This window comes from Pseudanabaena sp. SR411, assembly GCF_002251945.1.
In the GTDB taxonomy this organism is placed as follows: domain Bacteria; phylum Cyanobacteriota; class Cyanobacteriia; order Pseudanabaenales; family Pseudanabaenaceae; genus Pseudanabaena.
On record NZ_NDHW01000094.1, the window covers coordinates 1 to 14,374 of the forward strand.

The following is a 14,374-nucleotide window of genomic DNA, read 5'->3' on the forward strand; positions in this document are numbered from 1 at the left end:
GTCGATTGAACTGCTTCTGCCAATCTTTGAGATCTAACGGCTTGTTCAGAAGCGCTTCGTTTTGGTTCATTTTTTTACTGTCTTTTTATTTCATATTTTACCATGCCTTACAGCGGGAAGGGAGTAATCGCCTTTTGGGTTTCCCAAGCAGTTTTAATCATCTTCACTCGTTTCTTGGCAATGCCAGGAACTTCAATCAGGCGATCAATCTCATTTTCAATGATGTCAAGGGTATCTAAGCCAAAATGAGTGACGATGCGTCTAGCTGTGACTGGTCCCACGCCTTTAATCAGACCACTGCCAAGATATTTCTCAATTCCTGTAATTGTGGCGGGTTTAGTTTCACGGTATTGAGTGACTTGAAATTGGTCGCCAAATTTAGGATGCGATCGCCATGTGCCTTCTAGGGCGAGAGTTTGACCTGCTTGGATATTGGCAAAGTTACCGACTACGGTGATTAGGTCTTGAGCCTTGGGTACTTTTAGCCGCGCTACGGTATAGCCTGTCTCTTTGGAGTGAAAGGTGAGGCGTTCGACAATGCCTTGTAGATAGTCGATGTTGTCAGGCATAAGCCATAAGGACGGATAAATTATGACCAGTCATCTATGGACAACTCTACAATTTGTCCAAAATCTGATTTGTTACGGGTTACTAAAGTTGCATTGTTTGTCAAGGCGATCGCGGCAATTTTGAGATCCATATTTCCTAGACGGGGATAAGCTTTGCGTAAGCGTTGATGTTCTAGGGCGGATGCACGGCTAAAAGGGATAATGGAGATCGCTTGGTAATTGATTGCTAGTTGCTGTAATCCTTGATAGGCAAAGATTTGTTCATCTAATGTTTTTGCTTTAGCTAAAAAAGCGAGTCTTCCTCTAATTTGCTCTTCGTAGGTAATGACGGTAACGGCAACTTCAGGATCTTCTATCTCTGCAAGTTTGGCTAAGATTCGCTTTCCTTCTTGTCCATTGCGCTGAATGAGGCTGAGATGATCGGTGTCAAAAATATACATGATGCTCTATTCAGCAGATTTGCGCCATTCTTGACCGAGGCGATTTGCTTCGTCAAAGGTAGGATCGTTTTCAAAGCTACCTGCGACTTTTAACCACCAAGGTGTTTTTTTCTGAACAAATACAGATAGCATCTGTCGCATTTGCGCGAGTTCTGTTTCTAATGCGGCTACTCTAGTTTCTAGATGTTGAGATTTGTCTTCAAGCTGTTGGGAGAGCATAGAAGTTTTTGGTGAGCTAAGGTTATGCGGCTATTATAGCAAGATGCTTGCAATTATAAATTTACGCGATCGCCAACCAATCTAAGCAAAAGTACGATTCGCAAGTTTTCTAGCACAGGTAAAAAGATGGCGAACACACTGTGATACATATAGATATATACTAAGGGAATAGCTAAAATCTTATCTTTAAGTTCTATTAAACTGGATTTGCAAGATTTTACTCACTAAAAAGCCAAGGGTACAGTTTTCTCCATCATTCAATTCTATTTGCGGTGTCTTATCGCTGAATCTATCAATGTTCAAAACATCATTTACAACTTGCTCTCTACTTACAGTCGTGTTTCTTGCATCACTTCCAGTATTTTCAGCTAATGCGGGAAAACTTTTATTTAATCCTAGAGAAGCTATAGCTCGAAAATTTATTGGAGGTCAGTCCACAACATTAGTGATAGCAGATAATGTCAACGTCCGAAATAGGGCAACTGTATATGGTAGCAGTGGATTTGTTTTCGCAATTTTGAATAAAGGAGATAAAATTTATGTTTTAAGTTGTGAGGGTGTTTCAGAAGGTTATTCGTGGGTACATATCTATATTCCTGATCTAAAAGAATTTGGCTATATTGCAGAGCAATTTCTGCAAAACAACTATAATCAGGTCTGTCGTCGTTAAATGTTTTAGAATCAACATATAAACTAAAATCGTATGAAGATTGGAAACGCTACAGTTATAAGCTTTATTAATCTTAAAGGTGGGGTAGGAAAAACAACATCTGCTGTAAATGTTGCAGCTACTTTAGCTAAAAGAGAAGTAAAATTTGGTAGGACTACCAAACAAGCATCAGTTTTGCTCATTGATCTAGATCCTCAGAGTAATGCTTCACTTACTTTGTTGGATAAGGAGCAGTATGCAGAAATAGATAAAACAGATCAAACGTTGTATAAGCTCTTTGAAAACGAGATCTCTCGACTTGATGATAGTGAGACTTTTGATCTCGGTAAAATCAGAGTGACACCAATTGATGGACTCAATCTTGATTTACTCCCATCCAGCCTGAAACTCATAGACATTCAAGATAAACTTGTCAGCTATCATCGATACTATCTTAGTGCAACAGATATTCTTTTCAATGCTTTGCACAAGTTAAAGAATCCTGAAGGTAAAGCCTACACACATATCATTTTTGATTGTCCTCCAAGTCTCGGCTTGATTACTCTAAATGCCCTTTCCTTAAGCCGTTACTATATTGTGCCAACTCTTTTGGATGCGTATTCTCATTGGGGATTAGACAAAATAGTTGAATGTATTGCTCGTCTAAAGAGATGTAAAGCATCCTGTGAAGTTGAATTGCTTGGGGTTCTTTATTCAAAGATTGATACAAATTCAACCATTGAGAACAATAAGTGGATTGATGAATTTAAAAATTGGGGAGTAGAATTTGAAAATTGGCTGTCTAAAAATATCAGTAAAGAGAAAGCATCAATAATATTTAATAGTCGCATCAAAAATGCAGATATTATACGCAAAGCAGAAGCTGATCATCGCCCATTAATTGAATATTATCCTTCTGACAGCAAATTAAAAAATCAAAAGAGAGAACATCAAAAAGAGTGGGACAGTCTTGTTGATGAAATATTAGAACGTATTTCTCCAAAGATAGAAACTAAGGTCTCTTTGCCAGCCGTAAAAAGTGAAATAATCTGATTGAGAGCGCCAGCAATTTTCTGTTGCATTGACAGTGATCGCTCATCATAATCAGCATTCTCAAGCAACTCGCGATCGCCGATTGCTTAGTACTAACGCGATCGCTGTTAAAATACACACATGGAAAGCAGTGATCTAAAACTACACAGTTTTAACTAAAGGTGAAACCATGACCGCCACAGCCATTAAACCTGTAACATTAGAAGAATTTCTGGAGCTATCAGACACAAAACCCGCTTCTGAATTTATTGATGGACAAATCATCCAGAAACCTATGCCCCAAGGAGAACATAGCCAACTTCAGATTGAAATCTGCGAGATTGTGAATCAAGTCGCTAAACCTCAAAAAATTGCAAAAGCCTTCCCAGAATTACGATGTGTTTTTGGTGGTAGAGCGATCGTTCCAGACATAGCAGTATTTCGATGGGAACGCATCCCCAAACTAGCATCAGGACGAATTGCAAACCGTTTTGAAATCTATCCTGATTGGGCAATTGAAATTCTCTCTCCCGATCAGAGCTACAAACAAGTATTAGGGAAACTATTACATTGCGCTAAATTTGGCACAGAAATCGGATGGTTAATTGATGCCGAAGATGAGAATATTTTGGTTGTAGATAGCGATCGCCGCGTAATCGAACTAAAAGATAGCGATCTACTACCTGTTCTCAGTGGAATTGATTTAGAACTAACAGTTCAAAAGGTATTTGGCTTGCTGAGTTTGTAAGAACTGTATCAATCTCAACTCAAAAAACACCCTAACCACTCAATCAAGAAATGCACTTGCTTATCCCCAGGAAGGAGAGCCAGACTAGTGATTTTAATTCTCCCCTTCTCAAAAGAGAAACGATAATAGAACTCAATCGGGATCTTGGCATGAAGCAACTCCCAGAGCGAATCCGTCAGCTTCGAGTCCAGAAACAGATCGCGCCCATCCTCTGACGCATAAATGCGAAACACCCCAACCTTACGCGCCACCAGTTTCAGTTCCATTACTCTGAGCAATACCTGAGTTTCTTCAGGCAAAGCCCCATACAGCCCCTCCCACACCGCAGCCAACTTGAGAATCTCCTCCTTCGACTTCACCTTCGCCAAGGTCAAATAAGCATTAATCTTCGTCTCATTGTCCTCTATGTAAGTGTCAGGAATAAAAGCAACCAAACGTGGCAACTGAAGCTCAGTATCCGCAACTTCAGGCAAAATCTTCCCCCGTAACTCATTAATATATTCCTGAAGCAAATCCATATATAGCGCAAAGCCAATCACATCCGCCTGACCCGACTGCTCCTCACCCAAGAGATCCCCCAACCCACGAATTTCCATATCGCGCATCGCCAGTTGATAACCCGAACCAAGCTGACTAAATTCCTGAATCGCATCTAATCTCTTCTTCGCAGCCTCCGTCAATTCAAGGTTAGGTGGATACAACAAATAGGCATGAGCCTGAATCCCCGCCCGACCAACGCGACCACGCAATTGATACAGTTGCGCCAAACCCAACTTATGAGCATCCTCAATCACAATCGTATTCACACGCGGAATATCCAAACCCGACTCAATAATCGTGGTACAGAGGAGAATATCCGCCTCATTGTTATTAAAAGCTACCATCGCCGACTCTAACTCCGACTCCTGCATCTGTCCATGGGCGATCGCCAATCTCACATTCGGTAACATCGCTTGCAAAGAAACAGCGATCGCATCAATCCCCTCAATACGCGGCACAACATAAAATACCTGACCACCACGGTCTAACTCATGGCGAATTGCTGTTTTCACCAGTGACGCATCATAGGCAGACAAATGGGTTTGAATCGATCGCCTTGAGGGAGGAGGAGTCGCAATCACACTCATTTCCCGCACCCCAGAAAGCGCCGCATAGAGAGTACGCGGAATCGGCGTTGCACTCAAAGTCAATAAATCCACATTCCCCTTCATCGTCTTAATTTTCTCCTTCTGCAAAGTCCCAAAGCGTTGTTCCTCATCAATCACCAGCAAGCCCAAATCGTGAAACTCCACATCCTTAGACAAAAGTTGATGCGTACCGACAATGACTTGGACTTTGCCATCCGCAACCAGTTGTAAAACCTGCTTGCGCTCCTTCGCAGGGCGAAACCGATTCACAATATCCACTGTGAAAGGATAAGCCGCAAAGCGAGTTTGGAGCGTATGAAAATGCTGTTGCGCCAGAATTGTTGTGGGAGCTAACAGAGCCACTTGCTTACCCGCACATACCGCTTTAAAAATAGCCCTTACCGCCACCTCCGTTTTACCGAAACCGACATCACCACAAATCAGCCGATCCATCGGGCGATCGCTTTCCATGTCTTGTTTGACATCTTGCACAGATTTGACCTGATCTGGTGTGAGTTGATAGGGAAAAGAATCCTCCATCTCCTGTTGCCAATCGGTATCAGGTGGAAAAGCATAGCCGACTAAATTGGCGCGGCGAACATAGAGTTGCAGTAAATCCCTTGCTAACTTGTAAATCTCCTTTTGGCATTTGCTGAGAGCGTTATCCCATGCTTTTGTATTGGCGATGCTGTTTAACTTGGGAGGTTTATTAGAAGCACTGCGATAGCGGGAGAGAATCTTCTCATTTTCTGGCGCGATCGCTACAGCAGTTTTACCATCAGCAAACTCAACGATGTAATGCGGTTGCTTTTCTCCCTTCACTTCAATGGTTTCAAAGCGGGTAAACTTGCCGATTCCATATTTACGATGCACGACATAATCACCCACATTTAGCTCGTCAGGATTAACTGACTTAGCCGCAGTCATCCGTGAGGGATGCACAAAGGTGGGTGAGGCTAATAATTGCTGTCCGAATAATTCGCGATCGGTCAATAGGGCAAGCTTGCAACTAGGCAAAACAAAACCTTGCATCTCTGACAGTCCCGAATATTTCAAAATGACGGGTTTACCAGCTTTCTGAATCCGCGCAATTGACTGTAAATCATCAGAATCACTGACAAAGTTAGCAATGCAGTCATACTCTTTGAGCAAAGTTGCCACACGAAAAGGTTGAGATGAAATCAGGGTGACTTGATATTCTGAGTTGAGATACTCACGAATGAGATCTGCAATCTGGTCAAACTGATGGGGAACTATCGGAATAGAAGCACTGGCAAAGTCAAAAATATTGGCTTTGGGTTTAAGCGATCGCTCACTAAGTTGAAGCATCTGAAATTTCTTTGCCTCAGTCACGCACTTAGTAAAGTCCCAATGCAGTTTCGGTGTATCGGCTTGCGATTGATTTCGATAAAGTTCTTCCGCAGCTTCGTACCAGCGATCGCCATAGCTCTGACATTGTTCGGGTTCATCAATGGCAACAATAAAGTTCTTGGGTAAATAATTTAGCAATGTGGCTTTGTGAGATGAGTTCAACTCATGCAAATCGACAGGGGAGATCGCGATGCTGGATAGGTCAGTGAAGCTTTTAGGATTAGTGGGGTCAAATTCTCTGATTTTCTCGACAGTGCAGCGATTGCAGCTTAGGCGCACTGGTAGATTTCGATTAACTGGAAACACTTCAAAACTAAATCCTTTACGGCTCCATTGTTTTGATTCCTTTACTTCTTTAACTTCTGCATAGCCTAATCTTGCTAGAGCCTCAGCAAGTAATTTAACTGATTGCGAATCGCCGATATTGAGATAGATGCTATGTTTTTGGAAGACTTGAGTGGATGGTAGATGGGGCTGTAGTGCGTTAATGGTGGTAGCGATCGCTAGATTATTCTGTGGTTTTGCAAGCAATTCTGCTAATATCTCAATCCTTGTCCAAGCGGTTTCTAAATCGATTTGGGCTAGTTCGTAGGGAAATGTATCAAGGGGTTGATATAGATAGACTCGCCATGACATTGACTGGAGTTGTAAGGCCCATCGAGTTGCTTCTTCGACGGTGGCGGTGACGATGAGTAATGGTTTGGTTTGTTGTTGACATAAATAGGTGCTAACCAGTCCTTTGCCTAAGCGTGATAGTCCTGATAGGGATATGCTTTTGGCTGTTTTCAGTTTCTCGCCTATTTTTGTGGCGATAAGCGATCGGGCTATATTCTCTAGGACTGCTGTGAAGGTCATGTTGCTTAAAGAAGTTCTTAGAGTACTGGATATTTCCCAATACTAATGAGTTGTTCGCGTTCGATAACACGTTCCTGAAGGTTAAATTGGAGGATTTTAGCAGTTACACGTCCTTCAGGAGTGAGCGGGAGAATGTTTCCTCCTTCTGGGCGAAAGTGATCTGACCATTGCTGAATACGAGGATTAAAAAATGGGGTTAGCTGCTTTGTTTCAGAATCAATGGAACCGAGGTCAGTGCCTTTGAAACGATTGCAGCAAGGACAAGCTAAAGCTAGRTTTTCGGCTTCGGTAATRCCATCGTGTTTTTCAGCAATKATATGTTCTATTTCAAAAGTAAAGAATGAAGCYGCTTGAGGATATCGACAATACTCGCACTGTTCTTCAGCRCGTTGGGTGACTAGCCGACGCAGGGGAACTGRTACATAGCTCATGCTGRTTTCTGTAATTGTTTATATGCATGGGCTTTAGCTAATCTTACCCAATGCTCTAAGAGTAAGTAGCGATCAAGTTCAGYTTCTTCAGTTCTGGAGAGGCTTCCAGATTTGTTGCGTTCGAGTAGTTCGCTCATCCGCGCTTGTAAGGCAGGTGTGGGAAGGATGGCGAGGATTGCTTCAGGACTGGGCTGACTTGCCAGAAGTTCGACAATTTGGCGATCGTCTTGGTAAGAGATCGTTTCTGCGCTGGGAATTTCTTCAAGTAGGCGATCTAGGGTTTCAGGTAGTTTATCGCCTAATCTTTGCAGTTTTTCGCCGAGGCGATCGGGGACTTCTAGGATAATTTGCATTGGCTATGATTTGATGAATGTGAGTTGTGTTTATTGTAGCAAGCTTGTTATGGGCGATCGCTAAATAGTTCTATAGTTCAATTAAACCTAAGCTAATTTGAATTGCATTATCCACATATCCCATAAGGTGATCGGAGACGATACCCATTTTTTTGACTAAGCGTTGTTTATCAATGGAACGAATTTGATTGAGAAGTACTACAGATGTCACGGTTAGTCCACCTTCTGGGGGATTGATTAAAACTTCTGTGGGATATGTCTCAGAGTCGAATTGGGATGTGATGGCAGCAACGATGGTAATGGGGCTGTATTGATTAGAAATATCATTTTGAAGAATGAGGGCAGGTCTAGTTTTCTGGATTTCTGAGCCAACAGTAGGGTCGAAGTTAACCAAATAGATTTCGCCTCTCTTGGGAAATTCTATTTTCCGTTTTGCCATGATTCCTCATCGATGTTAAACCAGTCTTGAGTAATCCCTAAGTCTCGATCTGCGCGACGTAATGCGCCATGTTTGAGTTTGTCCCGTAGATTTTTCTTGGCTTCGGCGTTGATGTAGTATTTAACGGCTTGGTCTATGAAGTGACTGCGATCGCCTTTTGGTGCGATGCGATCAAGTAGCTGTAGTGTTTCGTTGGGTAATGTGATGTTAATGCGTTGATACATATTCATGGGTACACACTATCTATGTGTATAATGCTAACTCAGATCGGTGATTTTTAGGATAATTTGCATTGTCAATGATTTTGAGGTTGAGTTGTGTTTGTTCTAGCGAGATTGTTATAGACAATCGACTCTTACAATCTCAATGAAACGAGATCCATCAATAACGGTATAATTTCAACGAATGTTGATTACTGAAATCAAGAAGCTAAAATATCTTCCATAAAGCTAATCTAGACTAAATTGTTAGCATACAACTCACAAATGATATTGAGATTTAAAAATTATGACCTTTCGATTTATTCCCGTTACTTTGAGTTCTATTGTTTTCTTAGGGACGATTACATTTTTCGGTTGTGCAGCACCTACTCCTCCCCAAAAAATATATCAAGATGGGTTTGTAATTGATGCAGATTACTACTATACTCGGGGGAATATAAAAGCTGAGATGGGAAAGAAAGAAGAAGCTATTTCTGATTTTACTGAAGCAATTCGACTTAACCCAACTAACTTTTATGCTTACTACAATCGTGGAAATATAAAGTCTGAACTAGGGGATAAGCAAGGAGCCATTTCTGACTTCACTGAAACCATCCGCCTCAAGCCTGATTTTGCTTATGCTTACAATAATCGTGGTTGGACAAAGCACCAATTAAAGGATAGTCAAGGAGCAATTATCGACTTCGACCAATCAATTCGATTTAATCCTAACTTTGATTCGCCCTACTATAATCGTGGAAATGTAAAGTATACATTAGGAGATAAGCAAGGAGCAATTTCTGATTATAATGAAGCACTCCGTCTTAATCCTAACAACAGTGATGCTTATCTTAACCGTGGGCATACAAAGAAAGATTTAGGGGACAAACAAGGAGCAATCTCTGACTTAAACGAAGCGATTCGTCTTAATCCTAATGATGCTTATGCTTACATTACTCGCGCAAATACAAAGAAAGATTTAGGAGATAAGCAAGGAGCTTTAGGGGATCTCCAAAAAGCTTCACAACTCTCTCAAAAATATGGATTCACAGAAATGTATCAAGAGAGTCTCAAGCTTATTGCAGAGATAGAAAGATCTCGTTAACAATTACTTAATCATCGGAGCTTATGAATAGTCAATTTTTTGAATTGTGGAATTGTTTGGTAAACATATTTTCTAGCTTTTTAAATTCTTCTGGATTAATTAGCTTTTTAGGTCTTATTGTTTCATTTTTGACATTTTATGTAGCTTATCTAGCGTACAAAAAGTACATAGAGAATAAGTTGCAAGAAAAGCAGCTAGATGTAGTTCTTAAACTTATTGAAGTTATAGGGAATACTAATTTATGTATGAATTTTTACCTCCGTAAATCAACAAATAGTTTAACAGCTTTCAATAATTCAGAAATTAATCAATATGAGACTATCGAAGTTAATGAAGGAATCAAAATTTTGAAATTCGAGAAAAATATTTTTGAATTGACTAATTTATCTGATAAGAGTCTTTTTAAGAAGAAGCATTTATTTACAGATCTTAGCATTACAGCATCTGAAAAAAATAAAATCGATCAACTGGTAAATTTTTCATCAAATCCACTCCTACCGAAGAGTATTGCTGCTAAGGTGAAAAAATTTAGTATTTCAAAAAATCACTTTGAAGTTGGTCTGATGAAAGATCCCAATCCTAATGTGTCTCAAAGTTTTGTTCGTATCGGTTGCGGAGGAGAAGGTGAATTTTCTGATATATCAAAATATCGTAACAATGAAGATGGAGTGGCATTTAAATCTTGGGACGATTTTTTTCAATCTTGTCAAATGCTTTCTGAGTCAATAAAAAAATGGTTAAGCAAGCACGGTATCACGGAAATAAATTTTTGATTTGTATTCTGTCTCGAATAAATTAAATTTTCATATCGTAAAATTAGGCTTGTTCCCTAATGAGAACTAATCTGTAATTCTTAGTAATTAGATACTAAATAGCGATCACCTTTACTGCACTTATTTAAATAGCGATTTAGCTCCAATCCCATAAATCAAGCATTTGTTTAACATCATTTAACGTAAAGAGATCGCCAGTTATTAGAATTGGAGCTTGCTTTCTAACTAAATTCATCTGTAAACAAGTAGATAACAATAAAGCCTAAAGGAATTAACCCAAAACATAGAATTGGAAGAAGAATAGGGTATGATTGAAGTAAATTTTGTCCATGTTCTGACTCACAATGAACGACTAAAATACGATCATTAAGCTCTTTACAATAGCTCATGTCTCCATCTCCTATATATCCCCCATGTACAGATGGTCTAGAAGATATTTTTTTTTGATTACCTGACATAGCGAGGTAACTAAAACCGCCTACAGCAAATGAAGCTAATATACCTAAACAAATAGGTTTAAAATCTTTGGGTGATAATTTCCTCATAACGATTTAAAAACATATGCAATATCATTGTATATTCAATTATGCAAGATTATCCTAAACCATCAAAACTTTATGAAAAAAAAGTAACCTTCAACGACTTAGTTCAAGTTTTTGTCCCTTGTTTTTTTGTTTCAAGCATCATCCTATCTCTAATTCTTACTTTACTTGGGTTTTATAAATGTGAAGTCAATTACAAACAATATGGAGATGAGAATGTCATCGAGAAGAGATGTGGTTTGAGTCAAGAGATTAATAGTGGAATTATATTACTAAGTTTGTTTATTAGTGCTGGCTTTACTAAATACTGTTATGACAATGTAAAAGATTCTGATTCTTCGGACAAATAAAGATTAATGGCAGTAGCTCTATTCTCAATAAGACGAGGCTAAAACTCTTAATTTATTGTTAGTGTTCTTAATAGTTTTGAGCTAGTGAAAATTCCTATTACCTAATAATAGAAGGAAAATGAAAATATTGAAATACTTTCTCACAAAGCGTTTTAGTCAAAATTTTTAGGTGTATCGCCTGAAATATTTTATGTTTGGCGTTCTATTTTTAATTTTTGTTCTGTCTCAACCGAAATATAAGGACGACTCATGAGACAGCATTCAAAGCAGGGATTAATCCACGCATCACCGCAACCTGCATTGCCTTAGCTTTCCGTACCGAACCATGACGATAAACCTGCATTAACTCATTCAGCTTCTTAACTTCCTGTGCATTAAGCAACCCTTCACTATTTCGAGCTTGTAAATCACTAAAAAGCCTTTGCTGCTGCCCACCCATTTGCAAATTACAAAGAGCCAGAACCTGTTCATCAGGCAAAGTATCTATGGGAATCTCATTAATAGTGCGATCGATCCATTCAATCAGCATTTCTTCAATCCCCTGACGATTGAGCGCAGCAATTTCCTTAACTTTTTTTGCCAAAGGTTCGGGAAGTTCTAAGGCGATCGACTCAGACATATTGCCTCGTAGACAACACTAAATTTTGATTGATTAGATATAGTATAACCGTCAAAAACCGCACCTAAGCAATCTCCGCCAAAGGCATAAAACTTGCACTTTCCAACGCACGAGACGCAAACAGCAAACAAGCCCTAATATCCGCCTCAACCAAACCTTCATACTCTTCCAAAATCTCCGTCACAGTTGCACCATGAGCCAGCAGATTTAAAATGTACTCAACAGATAACCGCGTCCCTCTAATGACAGGCTTTCCCACCATCACTCTAGGACTAGAAGAGATCCGATTTAACAAATCTTGTTCTTTCATATTTTCTAAGAATTGAGCCTGACTTATCACAAACATCATAACCAAACTTACTCCCAAGCCCTGATTTATCCTCTAAATTTCAGAACTTAGAAAATAACTTGCCATTGACTTAGAAAGCAAACAACGTAGAATAGTACGTACATTTATACTACACTCTCCCAAATAATCACCACAATTTTCCCACACGCTCAAAACCAACTGTTGACCAAAAAACTATGAACTCCATTTACTCAGATGAACTAGTCACAGCCACCGAGCTAAACCGTCAACCAGGCAGAATCTTAGACAAAGCCCTAGAACATCCCATCACCATTACCCGCAACGATCAATCTTTTGCCCTACTGCGGCGAGAAGACGTAGCTCTATTTGTAAAAACTGCCCAACATAGCCGCGAAATTGTCGAACTTCTCAATACCGCCTTCCGTTTATTGCTAAACCAAAAAATTGGCGCAGAGCATCCCTATGGTTGGCTTGGAGCATTTGACGCAGACGAATTGAATGAATTTATTAACGAAGTGATCTCAGCCTATCGCTCAGTTGCCTTGCAAGAAACAAAAAATTTCGACAAGGCATGGAATGAATTAGAAGCAATTATCCATGAATGGTATGAGAGCGCCTTAGCCATAGCCAATCCAGACCTAGAAGCAGCCTTTACTCAAATCAAGCAATCTTGATATGTCAGAAAACATCACCGAAGAGATAAACAAAAATATCGAACCACCAGAAGTAAAGCTGACAACTCCTGATTCACCTGAGACTTCTAATACGCCCAAGATAGAAACTATTTGGCTAGTAGTAGCTAAAAATCGCCGCGTAAATCGAGACTGGGAAGCCCTGATCCAGCGAAATCCTGAAAACGCCAGACGTTGCTACAAAGACCTACAGACAGCAGCAATAACGAGACAGCCTGGACGGGTATTTCCATTAAAAGGCAAAAAATATAGAGGTGTATGGGAATATGAAGTGACTGGAGGAGATAGAGTATTTTACGTTCCCGATGAAACTCTATTAAAAGTAGTTGTTTTCTATGCTGGAAAGCACATTCAACCTGCTCCAATACCTTAATAATGCCCTGCTTATCAAGACAACTTTTTAGGACTAGGCTTAGCGACTTTACCCGCCTGTTTCGGCTTCCCCTGAGCAGCTTTCTTCTCCTTCCCCGTCGAACTCTTACCCAAATTCGGCTTAGCCGCCTCATCCAGATCGCCAAACTTCTTCGACCACCACTTCTCCTGAGAAGACCAGAAAAAGACCACCTCCGCATGATCCTTGCGTTGACGCGCCTGAGCATCCGCACACTTCAACATCACCTTATCCACACCATCCTTCGCATAGGGAAACTTAGCCAAAGGCTTACCACAGACAGGACAAGCAAAACTAGTAACCTCCGCCGTCACTGCATTCTCACCCTTCGGTTGAGGAATCTCCCACTGATTACGGCGATCGCTCCAAAACATCACTAGATTCTCACAGCCATGCTCACACTTGAGAAAATGACCACCACTCACCTTYTTAGAAGGAATCTTACTGAGCGGATGACTACAAGCAGGACAAGCCACATCTGAAAGCTCATTTTTACGATTACTTGGTTGTAAATCCGCACCGAGATTCGTATAAGCCCGCGCCAACATTGGCTGAAAATAAGACTGATGCCAACCAATCAAATAACTTTGCCACTCCAACTTACCCACTGAGATTTCATCCAAAGTCGTCTCCATCCCTGCGGTAAAATCGGCTCTAAGCAGATCGGGAAAAGTTTTATGCAACACATCATCCGTAGACATCCCCAAAGCCGAAGGTTCRAGAACCTTACCCTTGAGTAACACATAGGTRCGMTCCTTCAGCGTCTTGACGATCGCCGCAAACGTACTCGGTCTACCCACMCCCTGACGCTCTAGCACCTGTACCAACTTCGCTTCGCTATACCTAGCAGGAGGTTGAGTTTGTTTCTGCGTAAACCCAGCATTCGCCAACGCCAAGGTCTGACCACCCGTTAACGCAGGAATATGTTTATCCTTACTCAAATCATTCCAATAGCGCGTATAACCCGCAAAGGTGAGAATACTACCCCTAGTTTGCCAGAGCGTCGAACCAGCCTGAATAATCACCCGACTTTTCTGAATCAAAGCATTCGCACATTGAGAAGCCACGGCTCTACGCCAGATTAACTCATAGAGTTGATGCTGTTTCGCGCTGAGATGGTCTCTAACCGTTTTTGGAGTAATACTCAAATAGGTAGGAC

At 40.6% G+C, this 14,374-nt stretch carries 19 protein-coding genes and 1 pseudogene; 8 read left to right on the top strand and 12 right to left on the bottom strand.

Annotated elements, in window-relative coordinates; translation table 11 throughout:
- Nucleotides 1-125 precede the first annotated feature (125 nt).
- The 3 genes and pseudogenes from B9G53_RS09460 to B9G53_RS09470 all read right to left on the bottom strand — a co-directional run.
- Nucleotides 126-569, bottom strand: a pseudogene (locus B9G53_RS09460) (helix-hairpin-helix domain-containing protein); the annotation flags it as partial.
- Nucleotides 570-589: 20 nt separating this feature from the next.
- Complete coding sequence (locus tag B9G53_RS09465; RefSeq protein ID WP_094531525.1) at nt 590-1,009, bottom strand: type II toxin-antitoxin system VapC family toxin; 420 nt, start codon at nt 1,007-1,009, stop codon at nt 590-592.
- A gap of 6 nt (nt 1,010-1,015) precedes the next feature.
- Nucleotides 1,016-1,228 (bottom strand): hypothetical protein, encoded by a 213-nt coding sequence (locus B9G53_RS09470; protein WP_009628510.1) that lies wholly within the window; start codon nt 1,226-1,228, stop codon nt 1,016-1,018.
- A gap of 337 nt (nt 1,229-1,565) precedes the next feature.
- On the opposite strand from B9G53_RS09470, the gene B9G53_RS09475 reads away from it, so the two are divergent.
- The 3 genes from B9G53_RS09475 (at nt 1,566) to B9G53_RS09485 (ending at nt 3,657) form a co-directional block, all read left to right on the top strand.
- Nucleotides 1,566-1,898 (top strand): hypothetical protein, encoded by a 333-nt coding sequence (locus tag B9G53_RS09475; protein WP_141211749.1) that lies wholly within the window; start codon nt 1,566-1,568, stop codon nt 1,896-1,898.
- Between the two features lie 33 nt (nt 1,899-1,931).
- Nucleotides 1,932-2,930 (top strand): ParA family protein, encoded by a 999-nt coding sequence (locus B9G53_RS09480; protein ID WP_094531529.1) that lies wholly within the window; start codon nt 1,932-1,934, stop codon nt 2,928-2,930.
- 169 nt (nt 2,931-3,099) lie between these two features.
- Nucleotides 3,100-3,657, top strand: coding sequence for a Uma2 family endonuclease (locus tag B9G53_RS09485; protein WP_094531531.1), 558 nt, complete (start codon nt 3,100-3,102; stop codon nt 3,655-3,657).
- Between the two features lie 14 nt (nt 3,658-3,671).
- On the opposite strand, the gene mfd is transcribed toward B9G53_RS09485, so the two are convergent.
- From mfd to B9G53_RS09510, 5 genes are all read right to left on the bottom strand, one after another.
- The gene (mfd, locus tag B9G53_RS09490; protein WP_094531533.1) at nt 3,672-7,010 is read right to left on the bottom strand and encodes a transcription-repair coupling factor; all 3,339 of its coding nucleotides are present in this window, start codon (nt 7,008-7,010) and stop codon (nt 3,672-3,674) included.
- A gap of 17 nt (nt 7,011-7,027) precedes the next feature.
- Entirely contained in the window at nt 7,028-7,441 is a 414-nt protein-coding gene (locus B9G53_RS09495) for an HNH endonuclease (RefSeq protein ID WP_094531535.1), read from the bottom strand.
- Nucleotides 7,438-7,794 carry a hypothetical protein gene (locus tag B9G53_RS09500; RefSeq protein ID WP_094531537.1) on the bottom strand — a complete coding sequence of 119 codons (357 nt, stop codon included), beginning with the start codon at nt 7,792-7,794 and terminating at the stop codon, nt 7,438-7,440. Before B9G53_RS09500 ends, B9G53_RS09495 begins: the two co-directional genes overlap by 4 nt.
- Nucleotides 7,795-7,864: 70 nt before the next feature.
- Nucleotides 7,865-8,233, bottom strand: a complete 369-nt coding sequence (locus B9G53_RS09505) for a type II toxin-antitoxin system PemK/MazF family toxin (RefSeq protein WP_094531539.1) — start codon at nt 8,231-8,233, stop codon at nt 7,865-7,867.
- Nucleotides 8,215-8,463, bottom strand: coding sequence for a ribbon-helix-helix domain-containing protein (locus tag B9G53_RS09510; protein ID WP_217901546.1), 249 nt, complete (start codon nt 8,461-8,463; stop codon nt 8,215-8,217). The genes B9G53_RS09505 and B9G53_RS09510 overlap by 19 nt, the downstream gene beginning before the upstream one ends.
- Before the next feature lie 277 nt (nt 8,464-8,740).
- Here B9G53_RS09510 and B9G53_RS09515 point away from each other — a divergent pair, with 277 nt between their 5' ends.
- Together B9G53_RS09515 and B9G53_RS09520 are read left to right on the top strand one after the other, a co-directional pair.
- Nucleotides 8,741-9,538 (top strand): tetratricopeptide repeat protein, encoded by a 798-nt coding sequence (locus B9G53_RS09515; protein ID WP_094531543.1) that lies wholly within the window; start codon nt 8,741-8,743, stop codon nt 9,536-9,538.
- 23 nt (nt 9,539-9,561) lie between these two features.
- A complete protein-coding gene (locus tag B9G53_RS09520; RefSeq protein ID WP_094531545.1) occupies nt 9,562-10,311 on the top strand; it encodes a hypothetical protein in 750 nt (249 codons plus the stop codon).
- A 221-nt stretch (nt 10,312-10,532) separates the two neighbouring features.
- On the opposite strand, the gene B9G53_RS26775 is transcribed toward B9G53_RS09520, so the two are convergent.
- The gene (locus B9G53_RS26775; RefSeq protein ID WP_141211750.1) at nt 10,533-10,856 is read right to left on the bottom strand and encodes a hypothetical protein; all 324 of its coding nucleotides are present in this window, start codon (nt 10,854-10,856) and stop codon (nt 10,533-10,535) included.
- Nucleotides 10,857-10,897: 41 nt separating this feature from the next.
- On the opposite strand from B9G53_RS26775, the gene B9G53_RS09525 reads away from it, so the two are divergent.
- Nucleotides 10,898-11,203 carry a hypothetical protein gene (locus B9G53_RS09525; protein ID WP_094531547.1) on the top strand — a complete coding sequence of 102 codons (306 nt, stop codon included), beginning with the start codon at nt 10,898-10,900 and terminating at the stop codon, nt 11,201-11,203.
- 247 nt (nt 11,204-11,450) lie between these two features.
- Here B9G53_RS09525 and B9G53_RS09530 read toward each other — a convergent pair whose 3' ends face one another.
- Nucleotides 11,451-11,822 carry a hypothetical protein gene (locus B9G53_RS09530; RefSeq protein ID WP_094531549.1) on the bottom strand — a complete coding sequence of 124 codons (372 nt, stop codon included), beginning with the start codon at nt 11,820-11,822 and terminating at the stop codon, nt 11,451-11,453.
- Between the two features lie 64 nt (nt 11,823-11,886).
- Nucleotides 11,887-12,132 carry a DUF433 domain-containing protein gene (locus tag B9G53_RS09535; protein ID WP_094531556.1) on the bottom strand — a complete coding sequence of 82 codons (246 nt, stop codon included), beginning with the start codon at nt 12,130-12,132 and terminating at the stop codon, nt 11,887-11,889.
- 215 nt (nt 12,133-12,347) lie between these two features.
- Here B9G53_RS09535 and B9G53_RS09540 point away from each other — a divergent pair, with 215 nt between their 5' ends.
- Both B9G53_RS09540 and B9G53_RS09545 read left to right on the top strand, forming a co-directional pair.
- Nucleotides 12,348-12,806 carry a hypothetical protein gene (locus tag B9G53_RS09540; protein ID WP_094531551.1) on the top strand — a complete coding sequence of 153 codons (459 nt, stop codon included), beginning with the start codon at nt 12,348-12,350 and terminating at the stop codon, nt 12,804-12,806.
- A 1-nt stretch (nt 12,807) separates the two neighbouring features.
- Nucleotides 12,808-13,197, top strand: a complete 390-nt coding sequence (locus B9G53_RS09545; RefSeq protein WP_094531554.1) for a hypothetical protein — start codon at nt 12,808-12,810, stop codon at nt 13,195-13,197.
- A 14-nt stretch (nt 13,198-13,211) separates the two neighbouring features.
- Here the strand turns inward: B9G53_RS09545 and B9G53_RS09550 are convergent.
- Nucleotides 13,212-14,374, bottom strand: a 1,163-nt coding sequence (locus B9G53_RS09550; RefSeq protein ID WP_254923607.1) for a DNA topoisomerase, incomplete at its 5' end; no start/stop codon positions are given.